Below are 19,125 nucleotides of genomic sequence, written 5' to 3' on the forward strand. Positions count from 1 at the left end.
TTGGAACGCTTAGCCGGGCGACTCGAATACCGAGTCGAGCGCGACGAGTTTGTCGCGCCTGTCGTAGAAAGTCATTGTTACGATAATCATTATCTAGATAATGACCTCGACGTTTTGGCCGTCGGAGAGCGGACGACGATCTCGGCGAATATCCCTGTGGAAGCGCGGAGAGGTCGAACACCGACGACTCCGGTCCCTAGTACTCGATCGCCGCGGAGTAGCGGTCGAGGACGAACACGACCGCGGCGCCGCCGACCGCCACAAGCGCGAACCGCGGCGCCGCCGCCCGCCACGTCTCACCGCTCTCGGCCAGCCGGATCGACACCTCGACGAGGGGCGCCCGGAGCGCGCCCACGATCAGGCTGACGAGGAACGCGAGCGTCGCGGCGCGGGCGCGGGCGAGTGCGTACTTCACGGCGTGGGCGATCGTGACCACGCCGACGACGCCTCCGAGGAGGAACGCCGCGATCGTCGGGGCGACCTCGGTGAGGCCGGCGGCGCCCTCGCCTCGCGCGAGCGCCACCGCCCCGTCGATCGCCCGGCTCACCACGCCGGACATGTGCTCGTACTGCCCGAGCACGACCAGTAGGAGTGAACCAGAGACACCGGGGAGAACCATTGCGCTCACCGCGACCGCGCCCGCGACGAACACGACCGGCAGCGAGCTGTCGAGCGCGGTCGAGGCGTACCCCGACGCGAGGAAGGCGACTGTGAACCCCGCGATCGCGGCTCCCTGCCGACGCGGTGTGTCGAGCGCGACGCCGTCCAAAAGTACTGCCGCCGAGGCCGCGATCAGGCCGAAAAAGAAGCCGTACGTCGCCACTGGCTGTGTCGTAAGCAGGTGGTTAACCACGCTCAACACGGCAACAACCGCGGTGGCGATCCCCGCGCCAAGCACGAGGAGGAACGCGCCGTCGATCTCATGAAACGCCGCGCGCGCGTCCGGGATGTTCGCGGGGCGGACGCCCGCGAGGATCCGCCGGAGCCGCGCGGGGTCGACCGCGGTAATCGCCGCGATCAGCCGCTCGTAGATCCCGACAACGAGCGCAATTGTCCCGCCGGAGACGCCAGGCACCGCATCCGCACTACCCATCGCGACGCCTTTCAGATACAGCGCAATCCACTCCCGGTGTGTAGCCATCGGACGCGGTTACGCCTCAAGGGGCATGAATGGGATGGTGGACACGGTTGCAAGTGGAGCAACGGGGTGGGCTACGACTGTCGTTGGCGCAGTAGCCAGCGAACTCGTGTTTGTGTCGCCGTCAGTGTCGCTGCTCTCATCACTCGTCGCGCCATCACTTGCCGTCTCGCTGTCCCCACTCGTAGTCTCGTTTTCGCTGCTCTCATCGTCGAGTGTGGTCTCTTCAAGTTCGACCGTCGCAGCCGCATCGTCTTCACCGACGACCTGGGACTCACTCACGTCGACCTCACCAGTGAGTGCGGTCGGGGTGCCGTTGTCGATCGACACGCCAGCCGAGAGCTGGTAGGGACCGGTGGCGCGAACGCTCGTATTGGTGTAGCCGTTCTCAGGGCCGAATTCGTCGTAGCCCGTCGTCGAGTACGGCACTGTCAACTCGAAGTTCCCGTTCTCGTCGGCCTCCGCGTACTGCGTGTACGTGAACGTTTGTCCCGAGGACTTCTCCATCTGGACGGTTGCGCGCACCTCTTGGCCGGGCTCAGCGCCCGACCCCTCGATCGTCGCGCCGGGGACGCGTTCGAATGTCTTTACGAAGTCATCTTGGAACGCCTGCAGGGTTGACTCGCCGAGGACGCTCTGGACATCGACACCGAGCTGCTGGAGGACCTGCACCTGTAGCGCCGAGGGCGACTGACCCGCCGATTGCGATGCGTGGACGAGCCGTTGGTGTTCGAGCGCTTCGACGCGTTCAGAGGGGAGAGCGCCAACGCCGCCGATTTGCGCGCTACCGTCTTCCTCGACATACGCACGTGCGGCCGAGACGTTGTCGAACTGCCGGATGGTGTTCCTCGGATCAGACGGGAGGGTGTCGACTTCGATCTGCTCGCCGTTCGCGGTTTGAGCGGTTTGGGTCTCCCAGTCGACGACGACTGGGCGCGGTTCGACCGCGCTACCATAGTGTTCGTACAGACGGATCATCTGGCTTTCGTGATACCGTTGGGTGTTCACCTGCATTACCGTCTGGAATCCGCCCTGCTCGGTCTGCTGGTAGAGGACGCGGTTGAAGTCCGAGCGCGTCTCATTGCCGGAGTAGAACGTGACGGGCGCGCCGAACTTGGAGTTCGGCGACGCCATCTGCGAGTCGACCATCACGTAGCGGGTGTTCTCACCCTCATCGCTCTGGCTCGCGAGCACCTCGGTGGATGCCTCCTCACTCGGCGCGAGGAGATAGTCAGCGGCGGCGCCCGCGTTCTGCTGGAACGGGTTCGCGTTCGGGATGCGTTCGGCTCTGGTGGTGATCCAGTGGCCGTAGTCCCACCACGACTGCACGCCGTACGCACCCTCCGGGTAGTCGAAGTCGTCGTCTGCGGGGCGCTCGTAGGTGTCGTACGGGTCCATCGCATTGTCCGCGCCTTCGAGTTCGCCCGGCTGGGGCGTCTCGTCGTTCATCCACTGAAGGCTGCCGTCCCACTGGGTGACACTGCCAGGGCCAGTGTTCGCGCCCGCGGCCCAGACGGGGGTTGCCATCGCGACGAGCGGGACGATGAGGATGACGACGAGCACGATCGCGCCCATCGCCTGCCACCCCTCGATGTCGCGGACGTTTCGGAGGGAGGGAAGCGAGAGGAAGTCGACAGCCAGCTGGACAAAGTAGGCTGCGCCGACCGCGACGACGACGGCGAGGTAGTAGTTGAACCGGACCTGGGTGAACGCGGCACTGCCGATAAAAGCAGCCCACACGACGAAGTACAGCTCCTCGGCGTCGTACTCAACGAGGAACGTCGCGCCGACGAGGAAGGCCGCCGCGATCACGAGGCCGACCACCTGCCAACTCACGCCGACGACGCCACCAATGGCGTCGTAGAGTTGCGGGACCGCGTAGACGGAGCCGATCACGGCGAGTGCGGCCGGGATGTAGAGGGTGTGGTTCGTGTCGTCGGAGCGGTAGAGGGGGCGTGCGAGGATGTAGAGGACTGCGGCGAGCGCGAGGAAGAACGCGAGGCCGTACTGTCCGAGGACGAATTCGGCGAAGGAGGCATCTTGGAGAGGAGGAGCTCCTTCGCCGATTGTCTGGAAACTGGCGCGGGCGCTGAAGCCGACGAAGTTCAGGAGGTTGCTGGTGAGTGTCGACCACAGCGAGGGAACGGCGACCCAGACGACGCCTGCGGACGCAAGAATGAGACCGCTGACTGCAGGCGGGTACGTTGAGACATCAAGCTCGCGTCCTTCCCACAGGCGAGCCAGCCAAGCGAGAAAGACCGCACCGATGGCGACGCCGATTGGGAGTACTACTTGGAGGAGCGAATATCCCGTTGGGGTGAAGGAAAGATCTTCAAGAGGTATAACCTGCATCAAGCCTGTCACACTCATAGCGACTGCGCCAGCGAAGGCCACCGGTTCAGGGCTTGTCCCGTGATACACGTCGCTCGTGATCTTGACTGCGAGGTAGACACCGGTGAACCCGACCATCAGAATGCCCGGCTGCCACGTCCAAATATAGAGGCCGAGCGCGACGCCGGCTGCAGCAGCGTACGTGAGCGGCCAACGGAGTGCACCGAAGTCGCGGTCAACGACGAGTTCCCAGACAGGTTTCTCGCGCTCGGCAACGGCGAAGGCGACGAGGAACGCGAGCACAGCGAGACTCTGGAAGAGGACCTCAGCCGCACTGTGGTCTGGAAAGCCGACAAGCGAGTAGCTGAAGAACGTTCCAGGAAGAAGGGCGAGCACGCTGGCGCCGACGAGAGCAGCGGTTCGATCGACGAAGCGGCGCGCTACGAAGTAGGTCGGGATCACAACGAGCGCGCCCGCGACCGGGGCCATGATGAGCATGACCTCTTCGGTGCTCCCCATGATCGGGCGGGCAATCCAGATACTGACTGCCATGATGTGGTCCCAGAGTGTGCCGAACTGGCCAACGGCATTACCGAACGGGAAGCCGGTCCACGGATCGAAGGAAATTGTGGTTGGCCAGTTTTCCAGAAGGTAGTTGGTCTCACGGAGGTGATACCAGGGATCGTTGCCGCGGAAGTACACCTCGCCGTCGCGGACGAAGTTGCCATACGACCGGAGCCGAGTCCATAGCATGAACGCAAACGCCCCAAGGAGGAGAGGGACGTGATAGTAGGACTCGAGATAATCGCGTATCGACATCTCCTCCGTATTAGGGGAGGAATCATTTCGGCTCATTACGTGCAACGACTGTCAAAATGCGCATAAGCCTTTTGACCTCGGTCCGGAGTCGAGTCTAGATGCTCTTGTGTGAGATCAAGTGACTTCAGGATCACCGAGAGTAATGTTTCCTATTGTATAGGAGCTCCCAATTCATGAGATCTTCGATAACCCTCATACGACAAAATTCGGCGATTGATACAATTTCATTTGGTCAATAATCGACTCAATTGTGGCACCTAGTCAAGCCGTCAATCAGGCGGAACCACTGTGGTGTTTTGTTCATAGGACGTCGTGCAGCGAATAGAAATACATAGTAGAGTTTGGAACCGAAACTATGCTGGTGAAACTCATTTTGTGGGATATCGTTGCTGGAGGTGAAGTTGAATGACCCGGAGTCCGGGAATACACTGTGGAGAGTAAGTCTTATCTTTAAAAGTGCTAAACCTATGTGTAAATGAAGGTCTCCGTCGTTATCTGTACGTACACGATGGATCGCTACGACGTCTTCACGGAGGCCGTCGAGAGTGTTCTTGCACAGACCTACGATCCGATCGAAATCGTACTCGTGATCGACGGTAATCCCGACGTGTACAAGCGAGCAGTTGAGGACTTTGGCGGCCGCGAAGACGTTTTGATCTCTGACAACGATGAGAATCAGGGAATCTCGTTTAGTCGGACAAGAGGTGCCGAGCTTGCGTCTGGTGAAATTGTTGCGTTCATCGATGATGATGGAGTGGCTGAGAAAGACTGGATCGCGAAGCATATTGAAACCTACGAGAAGTCTGATACGGTTGCCGTCGCCGGCTATGTCGCCCCAGACTGGGTGACCGAGAAACCGGAGTTTTTCCCCGAAGAATTCTACTGGCTCGTCGGCTGTACTGAAAAAGGGTTCGCGGAAAATGGTGAGGAGATACGAAACGGATACGGCTCGAACGTCTCGTACAAACGCGACGTATTCCTCAACGTTGGGGGATACGACGTGAACACTGGGCGGAAGGGCGATCGTCACATTCAGGCCCACGAAGCCCCCGTCGGGATTCGCATCCGTGAGGAGTACGCCAAAAGAGTTGTGTACACCGAGGATGCAGTTGTCCATCACAAGTTGTTCGACTATCGCGGCGAGTTTCGGTGGCTTGTGTTTCGGTCGTTCTGGCAGGGTTTCTCGAAGCGCGTGATGGAGTTATTATATCCAGGAGGGCAGAACAATGAGAGTGAATATTTGATTACGTTGTTCACTAACTACCTGCCTGATCGAGGAAAGAAAGCGATTATTGAGCGTTCACTTGCCCAAGTAAAACAGATTATTGCCATCCATGTATTCACAGCTGCGGTGGGTCTCGGATATCTCTATGGTCTAACGAAGCGGGACCTATTAAGAGAGGAAGTTGACAAAACGGAGTAAGCGATGTTGTACTTTACGAGGGTACAAGCTTCCCGAACCCTTATCCATCTGTTTGAGATCAGGATCCATGAGTTCTTTACTACTGTATGAGCAGTGTTAGTCAATGAAAGACAATCAAGATAATATCGATCTTGCTGTAGCACATTGGGGAGAACATGTTAATGGGGGTGGTGATCGTGTTGCATGGGAGTTGTCGCGAGTGTTCGATAAATCTCCTCTCTATGTCGGGTGGAAAGACAAGTCTATAGAACCTGATGATGTTGTTACAGAACAACTAATTAATGGACATCTGAACGAGTGGGCGCTTAAAAGAGGTGGTGTAGCTCGAATGGTGTCTCATCTCCTCGGTTGGCAGAAGGCTGACCCGTTACGCGATTATGATGTTCTTGTCACTAGTGGTAATGAACCCCTTTTTTACGTTCCGCCGACTGAGCAGGTGTGGGTTGCGTACGTCCACCATACAAACCGACGGCAATCGGATCAAATCGCTTCCGTCGCTGATGGAAAGATTGGAACCCTAAAATTAGGGTTCTATTATCTTCTCCGGCTAGCGTTTGACCATAATACTCACAAGCCGGACCTGTTCTTAGCCAATTCGGAACAGGTAAAGCGTAGAATGATTCGATATTGGGGAATCCCTGAACGTAAGATCAAAGTTGTGTATCCTCCTGTTGATACAGATGACTATTCACCGCAAGATGCTGAAACCGAGAATTACTATCTCACGCTCTCTCGGCTAGACTGGCACAAGGGAATCGATAATATCATCAAGGCATTTAATGGCTTAGAAGGAACTAATCTGATCATAGCTGGTGATGGGCCGGAACGCGACAGCCTGGAGTCGATTGCAGAGGAGAATATTGAGTTTAAAGGATACGTAAGCGAGTCCGAAAAGAAGCGTCTACTTGCCGGAGCGAAGGGTTTCGTATTCAACGGACAAGATGAGGATTTCGGTATTTCCCCAGTAGAAGCGTTGGCTGCAGGTACACCATTATTCGGTGTCAGAGAAGGAATGACCCAGTATCAAGTAATAAATGGGAAAAACGGATACACTTTTGATCGCGATGAAACCGGCCAAAATATTCGTAATGTAATTCAGGAATTTGAGTGCAAAAGTGTCAAATGGGACGATTCTGAGATTGAATCATTCGCGGAGCGATTTTCGGTTGAATCCTTCCATAACCGTATGCATGACGCAGTTAAACACGCTATAAATAAGGCAGATGTGACACCAGAATGGTACAAAGGCCTCGAGAATGCTTCTACCGGAGATAAATAACTGGTCTGCATCTCGGCTACTATGAAATCCTTTAATCGTTAGAATCACTGGGATTTGCCGCGAACCGTTCGAGCTCAGATGGATCTAATTCAGGTAGTCGCGGTTGGCTCTCATGAGTCAGACAGTAATTGATCAACTGCTCGTAGGCTTGGACGGGATCAAATGTTCGTTCGTAACGGTACGGCTTCGGACCAGGATTATTGGAAGGCCAGACTACGGAACCTCCGTGTAATTGTTCCCCAATCTCATCACGAAGATCATCTCCTTTTTGAATCATCTCTGGATCGTATCGGCGATATAGATCTTGCCAGATCTGAGGAGAGTGATAAATTGAGATCATCGGTGCGCCCGTGTAGTTGGTAGTTGTTTGGTGGGTGGTTCCTTGCCAGTTCGCAGCTCGCATCATTTGTAGATCAAAATATCCGTGTTCCTCCGAATCATGGAAATCCGAGTAGTAGCTATTTATCGTGTCCCCTTCTGTTCCGCTCCAGAATATGCATTTTCTGTCGTATTGTTTGCTGATCTCTGCGAGTTTTGGACGCCACCGTATATGTCTTGGATCGGCACGTAAATCTGAACAGATCAACTTTTTTACTGTATCTCCTATTGTTTCTCGATTCGTATTCGAATGGGTATATACCTGGTTCATATCGATACCATTGTCTTCGAAAAATTGGAGAGTATTGTTTAAGTTTGGTTCTGCACTAAATGCGCTCCAGTTATCCGTTAGCTTTGGAACTAAGTGAATGAGTAGACTATCTCTTCCACCTGTAAGCACGATGTGTTCGTGTTCTGGGAACCGCTTTTCTATATTTTGAACGAACTCAGTCAGGTATTGACAGCTGAGTTCAATAAATTTCTCCTTTGAAGAAATAGAACGATCAAAGGCAATATCTACATTTTGCGTTCCATCACTTAAGATGGTCTCAAACGGTTGTAGCCGGTAGATTCCTCGAGCAATAGTTTCCATCTGGTCGTCCCAGTATCGGTTCGGTAATAGTGTGCTTTCTCTCAATAATCGGACTATTGAGGATGGAACACGGCTCGTAAGTTCCTGAGGGAGATAAGATACAAAGTCTTCTATGAAGATTTGTTTATCCTTTTGATCAAACTTCTGGATGAATTGAGGGACCTCATACGCTGTATTCCTATCATATTCACCCGCATCAAGAATGAGTGAGAACACAGACTTGGATACTCGCAGTTCGTCGTCTGTTAGACGATAATAGCAAGGATACATCCCACAGGCGACATCTTGGAGTTTTTCGGTGGTCACCACCTCCTTCCTATCGTTTTCCAGATAGAGTTCGAGCGATGTAACGGATTCTCTCATGAATGAAATACCTGTTTCAGGTACCTAAATACTCTACTTTCCCGATCTATGCCAGTGAGTGCGACGATGAAGAATAGCCAAGGCTCCAGCCTAAAGGGATAAACCAAGAGTGATTTCAGTAAATATCTCAGCGCTTGATGTCTACGTCCAAATTGATCGTAGTCACGCCCGATAAGGTAGTAGTGATATGAATAAATCCGAATCCTCGATAGAGCACCAAATTTATGCTTTGCCACGTGTTGTTTGACAAGATTGAAAACTCGCTTATCGCCAGTAATCCGACTCTCGAAGTTGCTCGATATATTTTGCTCGTGTTCTTTCTTGGTGACCAGAATTTCATCTACGTAGTCCACGGAGTACTTTTCAGTTATTCGGATCCAGAGCTCGTAATCCTGCCGAGCAGGTAGGTCCTCATCAAACCCACCGACATTATTGAGTACCTTTGCTCGAACCATCACAGTAGATGTTGGATGGATCCGATCTTTCTCCAATTCTTTTTGATATATTTCTCCTCTATACTTGGGTGCATGATTTATCCTCGATCCATCGGTGAGAATTTGTTTAAAACCGGTATAAACGAGACCTACATCTTGATCGGCACTCAAAAACTTCTCCACCTGCCGCTCTATCTTTTCGTTGTCCCAGACGTCGTCAACGTCAAGAAAAGCAATATAGTTTCCTTGGGCGTGAGTTAACCCAGTATTTCTGGCCGCGGCAGCACCCCTATTTGCTTGGTGCTGAACGAGTGTCACCTCTGTAAACTTATCCAGTACAAATTCTGGAGGTTGCTCTGAGCAATCATCTACAACAATGCACTCTATATTTTCGTATTTCTGTGATGATACTGATTCAAGGGCATCTAAGAGTAGGTCTGGTTCATTATAGTGTGGTATTATTATTGTCACTTTTGGTTTTTGCTCAATCATAAACAAACATCGTGTTCATATAGGCGCTTGAACGGCCCAGCCAAGCCGATCTCGATAATCCTCTTCGGTCTTAAATATGATATTATTGGGATTAGTGTCATCAGAAATATTTTGTATGTTTTCTAATCTAACAGGATCTAACTTCTGGTTGCAACTATCCATTCTAATCCCACTTCATCATTCTTGGCTTGTTTTTCCAAAGAGTATTCATTAGATTCCAACCAAGTATGAATATCAGAGGGGTTAACCCCGAATTGGGAATGAATCTCTACGATTATTACCCTAGGTCTAAATTGGATCTCATTTAATATTTTATACTCTGCTCCTTCACAATCAAGCTCAAGTACATCTGCTTCTGGCAATTCCGACGGTAATACTGGATCATTATCTACGGACCCCCATGTGTTTACCGTCGTATCCGTCACAGGAGAGCCAACGATACTCACTCGATCCGCTAAGTCATTTAGAGAAGCAGATTCTTCGGCCGCCCTAGCAAGATCAGCACCTGCTTCATATCCTTGAACATCACCATCGTGTCCAACATTTTCCGCTGCTGCCAAAGTTGAGACGCCGCTCCCAACACCAACGACGACGACACTATCACCCGACTGTGTAAATTCGTTATGAGCAGACACCTCAAATTGTTGCATATCTTCATTCACATCAGTTGTATCGAATAGTTTCGGATACCTCACGATATACCCATTAAAGTAAGCCAAGCGCCGGGGGAGATAAGGTCTCAATGTATTCTTGTATGTTGATTCTACTATTTTTCTAACAGGTCTAGGAATGTTCATACTACCATAATAGGATCGGCACGTATTAAGTTTCCTTCTCGATGATTTTCTAACTAGAGTAACTAAATTCATGAGAGAGATAAGTTGCAGACCGATGCAAACCGTCATCACCTTGGAACCGTACTTTCCGCTATGAAGAATCAGTATGTTCTGATCACCGGTGGTGCCGGATTTATCAGTTCTAACCTCGCAAATCACCTTGTAGAGGAGAACGAGGTCTTGGTTGCTGATAGCATGTAACTTGGGACATATCAGAACCTCAACGATGATGTTGAATACGTCACTACTAGCTTCATAAATAATGACTATCCAGCAGATGTGAACGTTCTTTTCCACCTTGCGGCACTCTCATCTCGAAACATGCACGAGGAGGACCCACAGCGTAAGTGCAGGGTGAACGTTGAGCGATTCGTGAATGCTGTTGAGTGTGTTCGCCAAAACGGGTGTGACACAGGAGTATATGCTTCAACATTCTCAATTTTGGGATCAGATAAGGGACTTCACTCATGTTCAAGATGTCGTTCGTGCCTGTGAGGCTGCTGCGGAACGTGAACTAGAAGGTGTTTATAATATTGGTACATAGAGTATTATAAAGTTTTAATCAGGTAGTTAATAAACCAATAAATATCTGGAAAACATCAAGTCCTGGTATGTTAGGAGCCTGTTTGTTCATTATTTCTATGATCGTCTCGCAGAGATTACCAAATTTGTAAAGCAACCGAATGGGAGCCACAAATAGACTTTTATCAGACGATCGAAATAGTATGCGAACCGCACTTGGAATAAAATTGGGAGAAAAAGAGATAATAATTATTAAACTAATACAAACAATCTAATATAATTAGTCGAATCTGATGACGGCGTGTGAACCTCTGGTTGATGCCTTGTTTAAGTTTGTTAATGCCGGATTAATATAAAATTGTGAGATTATATATGATGATAATATGTGTCAAATAGAAATATGATTCATCTACATTGAGCACCGTTCATGCGGGTGTTATGGGCGTGATAGAGCGGATTCATGATCCGGTGTCTTATTTGCAATTGGACCCTATTTTTGGCGAAGCTCGTCACGGAAGGAATTGGCGTCGTAGCCACGCTCAGCTGCGAGGCTCGGCAGGTCGCCTACCTTGCGCCGGACGATCTGCGGGGCGGTTTTCGCGTCGTATTTCTTTCAATTAGTTGATTGGATGTTGGAGGATACTTTCAGAGAGCAAATCCACGGCCCGGGTAGGATTTGTCAGTTCAATGTGAAGTGCATGCAGAGTGAACATAGCCCATTCGGCGAACCCGCTTTTCCCCGAAGTCGCCGGGTTGGTATGGGTTAGCGACAACTGATTTAGTCTTAGTCACCATAATGTGCGTAAAAAAATGGACTTCGGATGTCACACTGATCGGCCTCTTTGCTTTCTACCGAGATAATGCAGTCGTTGCCGCGTTCAGCGAAACTACAGAGCTTAATGAATATATGGGTCATACAGATCTTAATCGATCTAAATCATACCACTAGACAAACAGCCCAGTCTGCAGGTATGACCCTGCAACGTTGATTCCGCTATCCTATCAAGAAATTGTATGAGTAAGGTTTTGCTGCGGTTCCGGTGAAGGCCACCATACCGAAAGCAAATTATAAAATGGAATGTCTATGGAATAGTGATAATGAATTATCGGAGTTTCGACCACCTTAACAGGGATATTCAAAATTGGCAAAGGGAACTTCCATCCGATTTGGACCTGATTGTTGGTGTCCCGCGGAGCGGCCTCCTCGCAGGAAATCTTTTAGCGCTTCACCTTAATCTTCCGTTAACAACTGTTGAAGAGCTTGAAAAGAGGTCAATTTTACAATCTGGTAGAAGACTAAAGCAGAATGAGGATTTTTCCTCTTTTAAAAATATACTTGTAGTGGATGACTCCGTGAACACTGGTAAAACAATTGAAAGTGTGAAAACACAGATAGAATCACTTAATCTCTCCATGAATATTCATTACGGCGCTGCTTATGTATCTGAACAAGGTAAGGGATACGTTGACACATATGCAAACGTAGTTCGAACTCCACGAGTGTTTGAGTGGAACATGATGCATCATTCTGGGTTATCTGATTGGGCAATCGATCTTGATGGAGTTCTTTGTAGGGATCCGTTACCTTCGGAAAATGATGACGGTGAGAGATACCGCGAATTCATTAGCAAAGTTAAACCTAGAGTAGTTCCATCCAAGAAAATCGGCCTCATCGTGACTTGCAGATTAGAGAAATATCGGGATATCACCGAAGAGTGGCTCTCGAACCATGGTATAGAATACGAGCAGCTCATCATGATGGATCACCCATCTATGGAAGCTAGACAGGCCGCGGGGAACCACGCTGAGTACAAAGCAAATGTGTATGATAATACAGAAACTAGACTATTTATAGAAAGTGATGAAAATCAAGCGAAGAAGATCGCTCGCCTAACAAGAAAACCGGTATTCTGCGTCAATTCAAATTGTATGTATAGACAAGAATATCTAACAAGAGTTGGTCGGGAGACAGTTGACTCAGTAAAGACAGTTAGATCTAACCCACAGAAGTATGCACGAATGTTTGCTGACGATCCAGTTGATTTCTGTAAGAAAGTTGCTATAAGAATATTTAAATCTGGCTAATTTCTTTTTGATCTTCATATGAGATCGTAATACTTGGGAGATGTACCATTACAAACTAAGGAATAGATTCCCACATGAGTAAGTTGGGATACCTTCCGGCGATGTTTTATACAAAGGCTTCTGAAAGCCTGTATGCTCAAAGCCCTTGGAAAGTACTTTCTCGAGCCACTACGTACGCGTGCAGCCGCCTTATACACCGGGGTGACTGGATTATACAACAACCGAATACGTGAATATCTTCCAAGAAGAGACCCGATTGTTTTTAATGGAGTTATCGTTGATTACCAGCGCAGTGGTGATTTCATTCCAATTTTATCGCCGCCTGCAAAATTCGGTATTCCACACGATGGGCCGGATTATCCGACGTACGAATCCTCTATCGTTCGACAACTTAATGACAGAGTGACCAAAGGTGATTCAATTGTAATCGTTGGCGGTGGTCTCGGGGTTACCGCAGTCACCGCAGCAAAGCAAGTTGGACGTAGCGGTCAGGTAATCGTGTTTGAAGGCGATCCTAATCAGGTTGATATGATTAAGCAAACTGCAATGTATAATGATGTCGCTGATCGGATTCACGTTAAGCATGCCATCATTGCCGAAGCTATATCTCTGAAAGGAGAAAGTGGAGATGCACCAATTATTCCTCCTTTAGATTTACCTGAATGTGACCTCCTAGAACTGGATTGCGAAGGTGCTGAAACCCAGATTATTCAACAATTACCCCACCGGCCAGAAACGATTATTGTTGAAACGCACGGACACTTAGGTGCATCCACGCAGAAGGTACGCAACGAATTAATTGAGAACGGTTATACCGTCGTTAGCGATGAGATCGCAGAAGATGACAAAATAGAAATGTGTGAGGAGAAGGATATTAGGGTTCTAACAGCACATAATTCGAGATAGCCAAAAATTTGTACTGAAGTATATAATTCCTGAATGATGAAGGAGCAGATATTGCGTGGAATATTTTCTCTTGCAGGGTCAAAAGTTGTAACTCTAATACTCGGAATTGTTACAACACCTATTCTTGTACGCATATTAGGTCCAACACAATATGGACAATACGCATTTTTAATGTCGGTTCTTGGAGTAATTTGGATTTTTGTTCATATGGGTATTTCCGGTGGGATTCAAAAATATATCTCTGAAGATCGGGAGATTGAGAATTGGTCTGACCAAGTATTTGGATTCTATTTCTGGCTTTCTATGCTTCTTGCAATAATTGCAACACTAGTCATATTCTTCATGGCTCATCTCGGAGCTGTTGAAACTCTCTTAGGTCAGGAGTACACAACGTATTTTTATTTCATTTCAATCATTTTGATTACCGGTCAATCCTATTATGTACTTCGCTATACCCTTATGGGCCTTCAAAAAGAGCATATCTCCGAATTATTACCAGTACTACATAAGGTTGTCTTCGTAGTTGTCGGACTACCACTTGCGTATATTGGTTACAATGTAATCGGAGTGCTCACTGGCACGATCGTTGCAGGAATACTCTGTGCGGCAGTTGCTTTCGCAATGTTACGAAATTACATTGAGACATCTGCGATATATAAACCAAACTTTGATAAATTACCAGTGAAAGAGTTTGTAACATACAATATTTGGACAATAATTCTTGTCTTTTTGCTGAATTCACTATACCACGTGGATCTACTTCTGCTTGAACCGATGACAGGAAGCACTGAGGCTGGGATTTACAAGACTGCCTTGGTTACAGCTGAATTCGTCTGGTTTATTCCACTCGCGATACAGCGAGTGTTTATTCATTCTACATCTGATATGTGGTCCCAAGGTGATACTAAGCAGATAACCGAGGTTGCTTCTCAAACAACTCGATTCGTTCTATTACTCACTCTATTATTGAGTCTCGGAATTGCATCTCTTGCAGATCCTTTTATTAATCTATATTTTGGCAGTGATTATTCTGGTGCGGTAGTACCTCTATACCTTTTACTTCCTGGCGCGGTGGGATTTGCAGTTGCGCGCCCAATTATTGGAATCGGACAAGGTAAAGGCAACCTCCGTGTCCTCGTTTACGCTACAGGATTTGCTGCCGTACTAAATCTCTTCTTAAATCTAGTTTTGATTCCTATTCACGGGATGCATGGAGCAGCAGTAGCAACAACAATGGGGTACGGGGCTATGGTCTTCTGTAGTCTCATCACAGCTCGATACCAAGGCTTCGATCCTCTTTATGATCTGAGATTGCCACGCATAGCGTTAACTGCGGTAGTCACCGGAACGACAATCTTTGTCTTATCAAATATAACCGGACAAGGAATCTTATCTCTACTCGTTGTTCCTCCTGTTGGTTTCCTCATATTTGGGACATTAGCTATTGCAACACGTGCGATAGAAGTTGATGAGGTACAGCCCATTCTTAAACGACTTCCAGAAAGGCTGGCAAACTATACGAATAGATTTTTGAGGATAATCTCGTAGAAAGACTTGGTAAGGCTTACTTACCTAGTTGTTCACAGATATGATCTACTGCTCTAAGTGATAACGCTGCGATCGTTAGCGTCGGATTGACTCCAAATCCAGTTGGGAAAACACTACTCGAAATAATACTTAGATTCCGAATATCGTGGGTTCGAAGATTCCTGTTGACCACGCTTGTATCGGGATCATCCCCCATTCGCGTCGTACCTATATGATGATTTACGTAGATTGGATTTTCGGGTCCGTGTATTGATTTGACTTTCACATTCAGAATCTCGCACAGTTCTAACAGAATCTTTTCTACCCGTTCAAGCGCCGCTGTATTCCGGTCATTGAAAGATAAAGATATGTCAGGTACAGGTTCATTGTAATCATCAGTGACTTTCTTGTTTAAAGAGATTCGGTTGTTTTCTTGAGGTGCCATTTCCGTCACCCCTAGTAATGATACCTCCTTTCCCGATTGCTTTCGGAATCCGATCATGATACTATGCGGGTTTTCTTCACTGGGCTTATAGTATTCGTGAGACACAAGTTCGCCGTTGGCTTCCTCTGATAGAATGTCTCGTCTGGGATCTTCCAAATCCCCAGTAACCTTTAACATCGGGTGTTCCATGAAGTATTTCCCGACGCACCCACTGGAATTTGCTATGCCCGTTGGATGTTCTGTATTTTTGGATAGTAATAGAAGACGAGCACTTTCAATCCCTCCTGCGGCAACAACGAAATGATCTGCACATAGATTACGAGTCTCTCCGTTCTTCGTGTAAAGAACCGAGTCGATACGGTCACCTTGATCGCCGGTCCGAAGTCGTCTCACAACAGCATTTGAAATATAGTCTACCCCTTCGTCAATGCCCCTTTGGATGTGACTGTTAGTAGTGAATAGTGACAAATCATTGGTATCGGGATCTGTTGCAATAGGGATCGAATGAATATTGAGGATGTTTTGATCCTCAAGTGGCGAAAACACCTGCTCAAGATCGTCAAATTTAGGCTTTTGGATCGGATACTCCTCCCGGTCTCGGTATGGGTTATCAGCCCGTCCCGCTACTGCCATTTCCTGCTCTGCCTCAAAGTAATACGGTTCCAAATCCCGGTAACTAAGTGGCCAATCTGCTCCGAAATCGAATTCTGAGTTCTTATTGAAATCCTCTGGATACGGACGAATCGCCCAACCGTGCCAAATGGGTTTGATTCTCCCTACAGTTCCTCCAATTCCTTTATGTCTGCGTTTATTTATATCGTACTCACGTTCACCTGAATTCGTGAATCTGTCGCGTTCTGAATCAACCCAAGGATATGTAAAACCAGGAATTTTAAATGCAAGATTCTTCAGCCAAGGAAATCTGTCATAAACTTCATAGAATGTACTATCGATCAGAGAATCTTCCCAGCTTCCAGCTTCTAAAACAGTTACATCAACTTCTCTCTCTTGAAGTTTTAATGCAGCCAAGGATCCCGCGATACCTGATCCGATAATACAAACTTTAAAATCGCTAGTCATAATAGACATTCTATTTTTCGATTCTTAAGTGTATTGTTCCATCGGCAGTTGTCACGATCTGGGGGCTATCACCGCTTTTCGATCACAAAAGCCGGTTCGATTCCACAGTCAAACCACTCAGATAGTTCTATATCTGATGACAACAGATATAAATCACGATAATCAATAACTCCGAACTAATCCTCAGACACTTTCTCTGGGATTTCCCGGATAAACCTAACAGAACTCAATTTTCAAAGCAATTCCCATTACTCCGATATTGTTTGACCTGACGATCGGCTTCCCGGTTTGTTTAACTAATGGGTCGGATCCATACGTTACCCTCAATTTGAGCCATGAATGAGTGCCAGCCATCGAATTAGGCTAACCACAGGATATACTGGACAAATTATACCGTATCTGATGGTTTCTCACAAACTATTTCCCACCTCACCGACACCGCCTACCCATGCAAGCAGTTGTACTCGCCGCTGGCAAGGGCACTCGTCTCCGACCTCTCACAGACGACAAGCCGAAGGTACTTGTCGAGGTGAACGGCATGCCCCTCATTCAGGACGTATTCAACAACCTGATCGACGCAGGTGCGACCGAACTCGTCGTCGTCGTCGGCTACAAAGCCGAGCAGATTATTGATCGGTACGGGGACGAGTATCAAGGCGTTCCGATCACGTACACGCACCAGCGCGAACAACTCGGCCTCGCCCACGCTATCCTCCAAGCGGAACCCCACATCGACGGCGACTTCATGCTGATGCTCGGCGACAACGTGTTCCGCGGGAACCTTAGCGACGTGGTGAACCGCCAGCAAGAGGATCGCGCCGACGCCGCGTTCCTCGTCGAGGAAGTTCCTTACGAGGAGGCCTCTCGGTACGGCGTCCTCGACACCAACGAGTACGGCGAAGTCGTCGAAGTCGTCGAGAAGCCCGACGACCCGCCGAGCAATCTCGTGATGACCGGCTTCTACACGTTCACCCCCGCGATCTTCCACGCCTGCCATCTCGTCCAACCCTCTGATCGCGGTGAGTACGAGCTCCCGGACGCGATCGATCTGCTCATCCAGTCCGGACGCACAATCGACGCGATTCGCCTCGATGGCTGGCGTATCGACGTGGGGTACCCCGAGGACCGCGACCGTGCCGAGGAGCGACTTGACGAAATTGCTGATGCCGCGAGCGACACGGAGGACGCGGACGAGGAAGATGCGAGCGAGGCTGTCGTCGACTCGTAGTTCGGTGGAGCAGGTAGTCGATCCGGCCGACGTGGTTTTACGATACGCGTGCGATTACGGGTTATACCTCGTATTATCCGTCGTCTATTGACTGCGATTGCGACCCCGGCATTGAGAGTGTACATTTTGTCTGCCTGTAGCCGGCCGGTGGAGGCGAGTTCAGCGACGGAGACGAAGATGCGTGACAATGAGATAGCGTGCTGAAAGAGACTCGCAGTCGACTGTGAACGGGATGGCTCGGAGAGAACAGACGAAACGAGGTTATGTCCCGTGCCAGCGGGACAAAATGTTGTACGCAGTTACGATGGCGCAACCCGGTACTAGTGAAGCATTGGTAAGCAGTTTATCGTACCTTGCCTGCCGTGACCCTCTAGCTGTCTTCGTACTCAAAAGATCGGAATCCTACTTCGATTCGGTTGTAAACTGGTGAGACTAGGATCTGGTCGTTAGATCAGTTACCCGGCAGTTTCTATTTCTACTCTCCATGGAGAGCTAGATCAACAATCTTCTTCAGGGGGATGTTCTCTGTCAATATACTCCCAAGTCTCTGTGTCTAAACGACCTTCGAGATATGCCTCACCGTCCTCAGTAATCATATAGACTCCGTTCCCCAAGCTTTCAACAAGCCCCTCTTCATCCAGTTTCTTACATCTTCTATCGACGTGCTGTCGAGAGTAGGGTAAAGATGCTTTTGTAGTCATTTTTGTAGGTGTTGTTGGTTTCTTCTCGTGGAGAAATTCTAAAATCCGATCATCAACGGAAGTCATCCACTTACCTGAATGTCTCATTGAGCACGTATTCACCATCTTGGTCTATATTACGGACGGTTAGCACATATGAGCTAATTAGAGCTTATTTAATACACTTCCGTTAATTATATGTTACTAGGGGATAGTTGTTTTCACACAGAACCCGAGCGACGAACCCTCGGCTCATGAGAAAGTGTAGAAATCCCGGTTGCGGTGCTACAACACCCAGCCGGGACGGGTTCTGTGTCCACTCACAGAACCATGCTAATGCTGGCAACTGCGGGGCTTAAGCCCTGCGAGACGATCACCGAGTCGAACAGTACTGCCTTTACTCTCTGTATCACCGAGGCCGACGGGTACGACGCTACCTTAGACGCCCCGATCTGTACAACGTGCGCTTCGACGCGCAACTCCGACGGAAACATCCGAGAGGGGTTACAGTGACTAGTCCCCACTCTGAATGCGACACGACTCCCTCAGTCGCTGATCTCTCAGCCG

Annotated in this window: 13 protein-coding genes and 2 pseudogenes; 7 read left to right on the forward strand and 8 right to left on the reverse strand. The window is 49.2% G+C overall.

What is annotated here, in order from left to right; genetic code table 11:
- Window positions 1-196: 196 nt before the first annotated feature.
- Both CK500_RS05360 and CK500_RS05365 read right to left on the reverse strand, forming a co-directional pair.
- Window positions 197-1,141 carry a DUF368 domain-containing protein gene (locus CK500_RS05360; RefSeq protein ID WP_095636206.1) on the reverse strand — a complete coding sequence of 315 codons (945 nt, stop codon included), beginning with the start codon at window positions 1,139-1,141 and terminating at the stop codon, window positions 197-199.
- 9 nt (window positions 1,142-1,150) lie between these two features.
- Window positions 1,151-4,324 carry an oligosaccharyl transferase, archaeosortase A system-associated gene (locus CK500_RS05365; protein ID WP_095636207.1) on the reverse strand — a complete coding sequence of 1,058 codons (3,174 nt, stop codon included), beginning with the start codon at window positions 4,322-4,324 and terminating at the stop codon, window positions 1,151-1,153.
- 439 nt (window positions 4,325-4,763) lie between these two features.
- Between CK500_RS05365 and aglG the strand changes: the two genes are divergently transcribed.
- The gene (gene aglG, locus CK500_RS05370; RefSeq protein WP_095636208.1) at window positions 4,764-5,711 is read left to right on the forward strand and encodes a glucosyl-dolichyl phosphate glucuronosyltransferase; all 948 of its coding nucleotides are present in this window, start codon (window positions 4,764-4,766) and stop codon (window positions 5,709-5,711) included.
- Between the two features lie 103 nt (window positions 5,712-5,814).
- Complete coding sequence (locus tag CK500_RS05375) at window positions 5,815-6,990, forward strand: glycosyltransferase (protein ID WP_095636209.1); 1,176 nt, start codon at window positions 5,815-5,817, stop codon at window positions 6,988-6,990.
- 31 nt (window positions 6,991-7,021) lie between these two features.
- Here the strand turns inward: CK500_RS05375 and CK500_RS16800 are convergent, their stop codons facing one another.
- The 3 genes from CK500_RS16800 to CK500_RS05385 all read right to left on the reverse strand — a co-directional run bounded on the left by CK500_RS16800 (window position 7,022) and on the right by CK500_RS05385 (window position 10,154).
- Window positions 7,022-8,323 (reverse strand): hypothetical protein, encoded by a 1,302-nt coding sequence (locus CK500_RS16800; RefSeq protein ID WP_144049522.1) that lies wholly within the window; start codon window positions 8,321-8,323, stop codon window positions 7,022-7,024.
- Entirely contained in the window at window positions 8,320-9,249 is a 930-nt protein-coding gene (locus CK500_RS05380; protein ID WP_233138812.1) for a glycosyltransferase family 2 protein, read from the reverse strand. The genes CK500_RS16800 and CK500_RS05380 overlap by 4 nt, the downstream gene beginning before the upstream one ends.
- A gap of 137 nt (window positions 9,250-9,386) precedes the next feature.
- Entirely contained in the window at window positions 9,387-10,154 is a 768-nt protein-coding gene (locus CK500_RS05385) for an FkbM family methyltransferase (protein ID WP_095636210.1), read from the reverse strand.
- Window positions 10,155-10,178: 24 nt separating this feature from the next.
- Here CK500_RS05385 and CK500_RS05390 point away from each other — a divergent pair.
- Window positions 10,179-10,832, forward strand: a pseudogene (locus CK500_RS05390) (NAD-dependent epimerase/dehydratase family protein).
- 195 nt (window positions 10,833-11,027) lie between these two features.
- On the opposite strand, the pseudogene CK500_RS17570 reads toward CK500_RS05390, so the two are convergent.
- Window positions 11,028-11,435 (reverse strand): annotated as a pseudogene (locus CK500_RS17570) (hypothetical protein); the annotation flags it as partial.
- Between the two features lie 270 nt (window positions 11,436-11,705).
- Here CK500_RS17570 and CK500_RS05395 point away from each other — a divergent pair.
- The 3 genes from CK500_RS05395 to CK500_RS05400 all read left to right on the forward strand — a co-directional run bounded on the left by CK500_RS05395 (window position 11,706) and on the right by CK500_RS05400 (window position 15,146).
- The gene (locus tag CK500_RS05395) at window positions 11,706-12,692 is read left to right on the forward strand and encodes a phosphoribosyltransferase family protein (protein WP_095636211.1); all 987 of its coding nucleotides are present in this window, start codon (window positions 11,706-11,708) and stop codon (window positions 12,690-12,692) included.
- A gap of 132 nt (window positions 12,693-12,824) precedes the next feature.
- Entirely contained in the window at window positions 12,825-13,598 is a 774-nt protein-coding gene (locus CK500_RS16805) for a hypothetical protein (RefSeq protein WP_144049523.1), read from the forward strand.
- 36 nt (window positions 13,599-13,634) lie between these two features.
- Window positions 13,635-15,146, forward strand: a complete 1,512-nt coding sequence (locus CK500_RS05400) for an oligosaccharide flippase family protein (RefSeq protein ID WP_158224027.1) — start codon at window positions 13,635-13,637, stop codon at window positions 15,144-15,146.
- 16 nt (window positions 15,147-15,162) lie between these two features.
- On the opposite strand, the gene CK500_RS05405 is transcribed toward CK500_RS05400, so the two are convergent.
- The gene (locus CK500_RS05405) at window positions 15,163-16,650 is read right to left on the reverse strand and encodes a GMC oxidoreductase (protein WP_158224028.1); all 1,488 of its coding nucleotides are present in this window, start codon (window positions 16,648-16,650) and stop codon (window positions 15,163-15,165) included.
- Window positions 16,651-17,098: 448 nt separating this feature from the next.
- On the opposite strand from CK500_RS05405, the gene aglF reads away from it, so the two are divergent.
- A complete protein-coding gene (gene aglF, locus CK500_RS05410) occupies window positions 17,099-17,878 on the forward strand; it encodes a UTP--glucose-1-phosphate uridylyltransferase AglF (RefSeq protein WP_095636214.1) in 780 nt (259 codons plus the stop codon).
- 497 nt (window positions 17,879-18,375) lie between these two features.
- Here aglF and CK500_RS05415 read toward each other — a convergent pair whose 3' ends face one another.
- The gene (locus CK500_RS05415; RefSeq protein ID WP_233138824.1) at window positions 18,376-18,645 is read right to left on the reverse strand and encodes a helix-turn-helix domain-containing protein; all 270 of its coding nucleotides are present in this window, start codon (window positions 18,643-18,645) and stop codon (window positions 18,376-18,378) included.
- Window positions 18,646-19,125: the final 480 nt, after the last annotated feature.

The sequence above is a fragment of the Halorubrum salipaludis genome (assembly GCF_002286985.1).
Lineage (GTDB): Archaea > Halobacteriota > Halobacteria > Halobacteriales > Haloferacaceae > Halorubrum > Halorubrum salipaludis.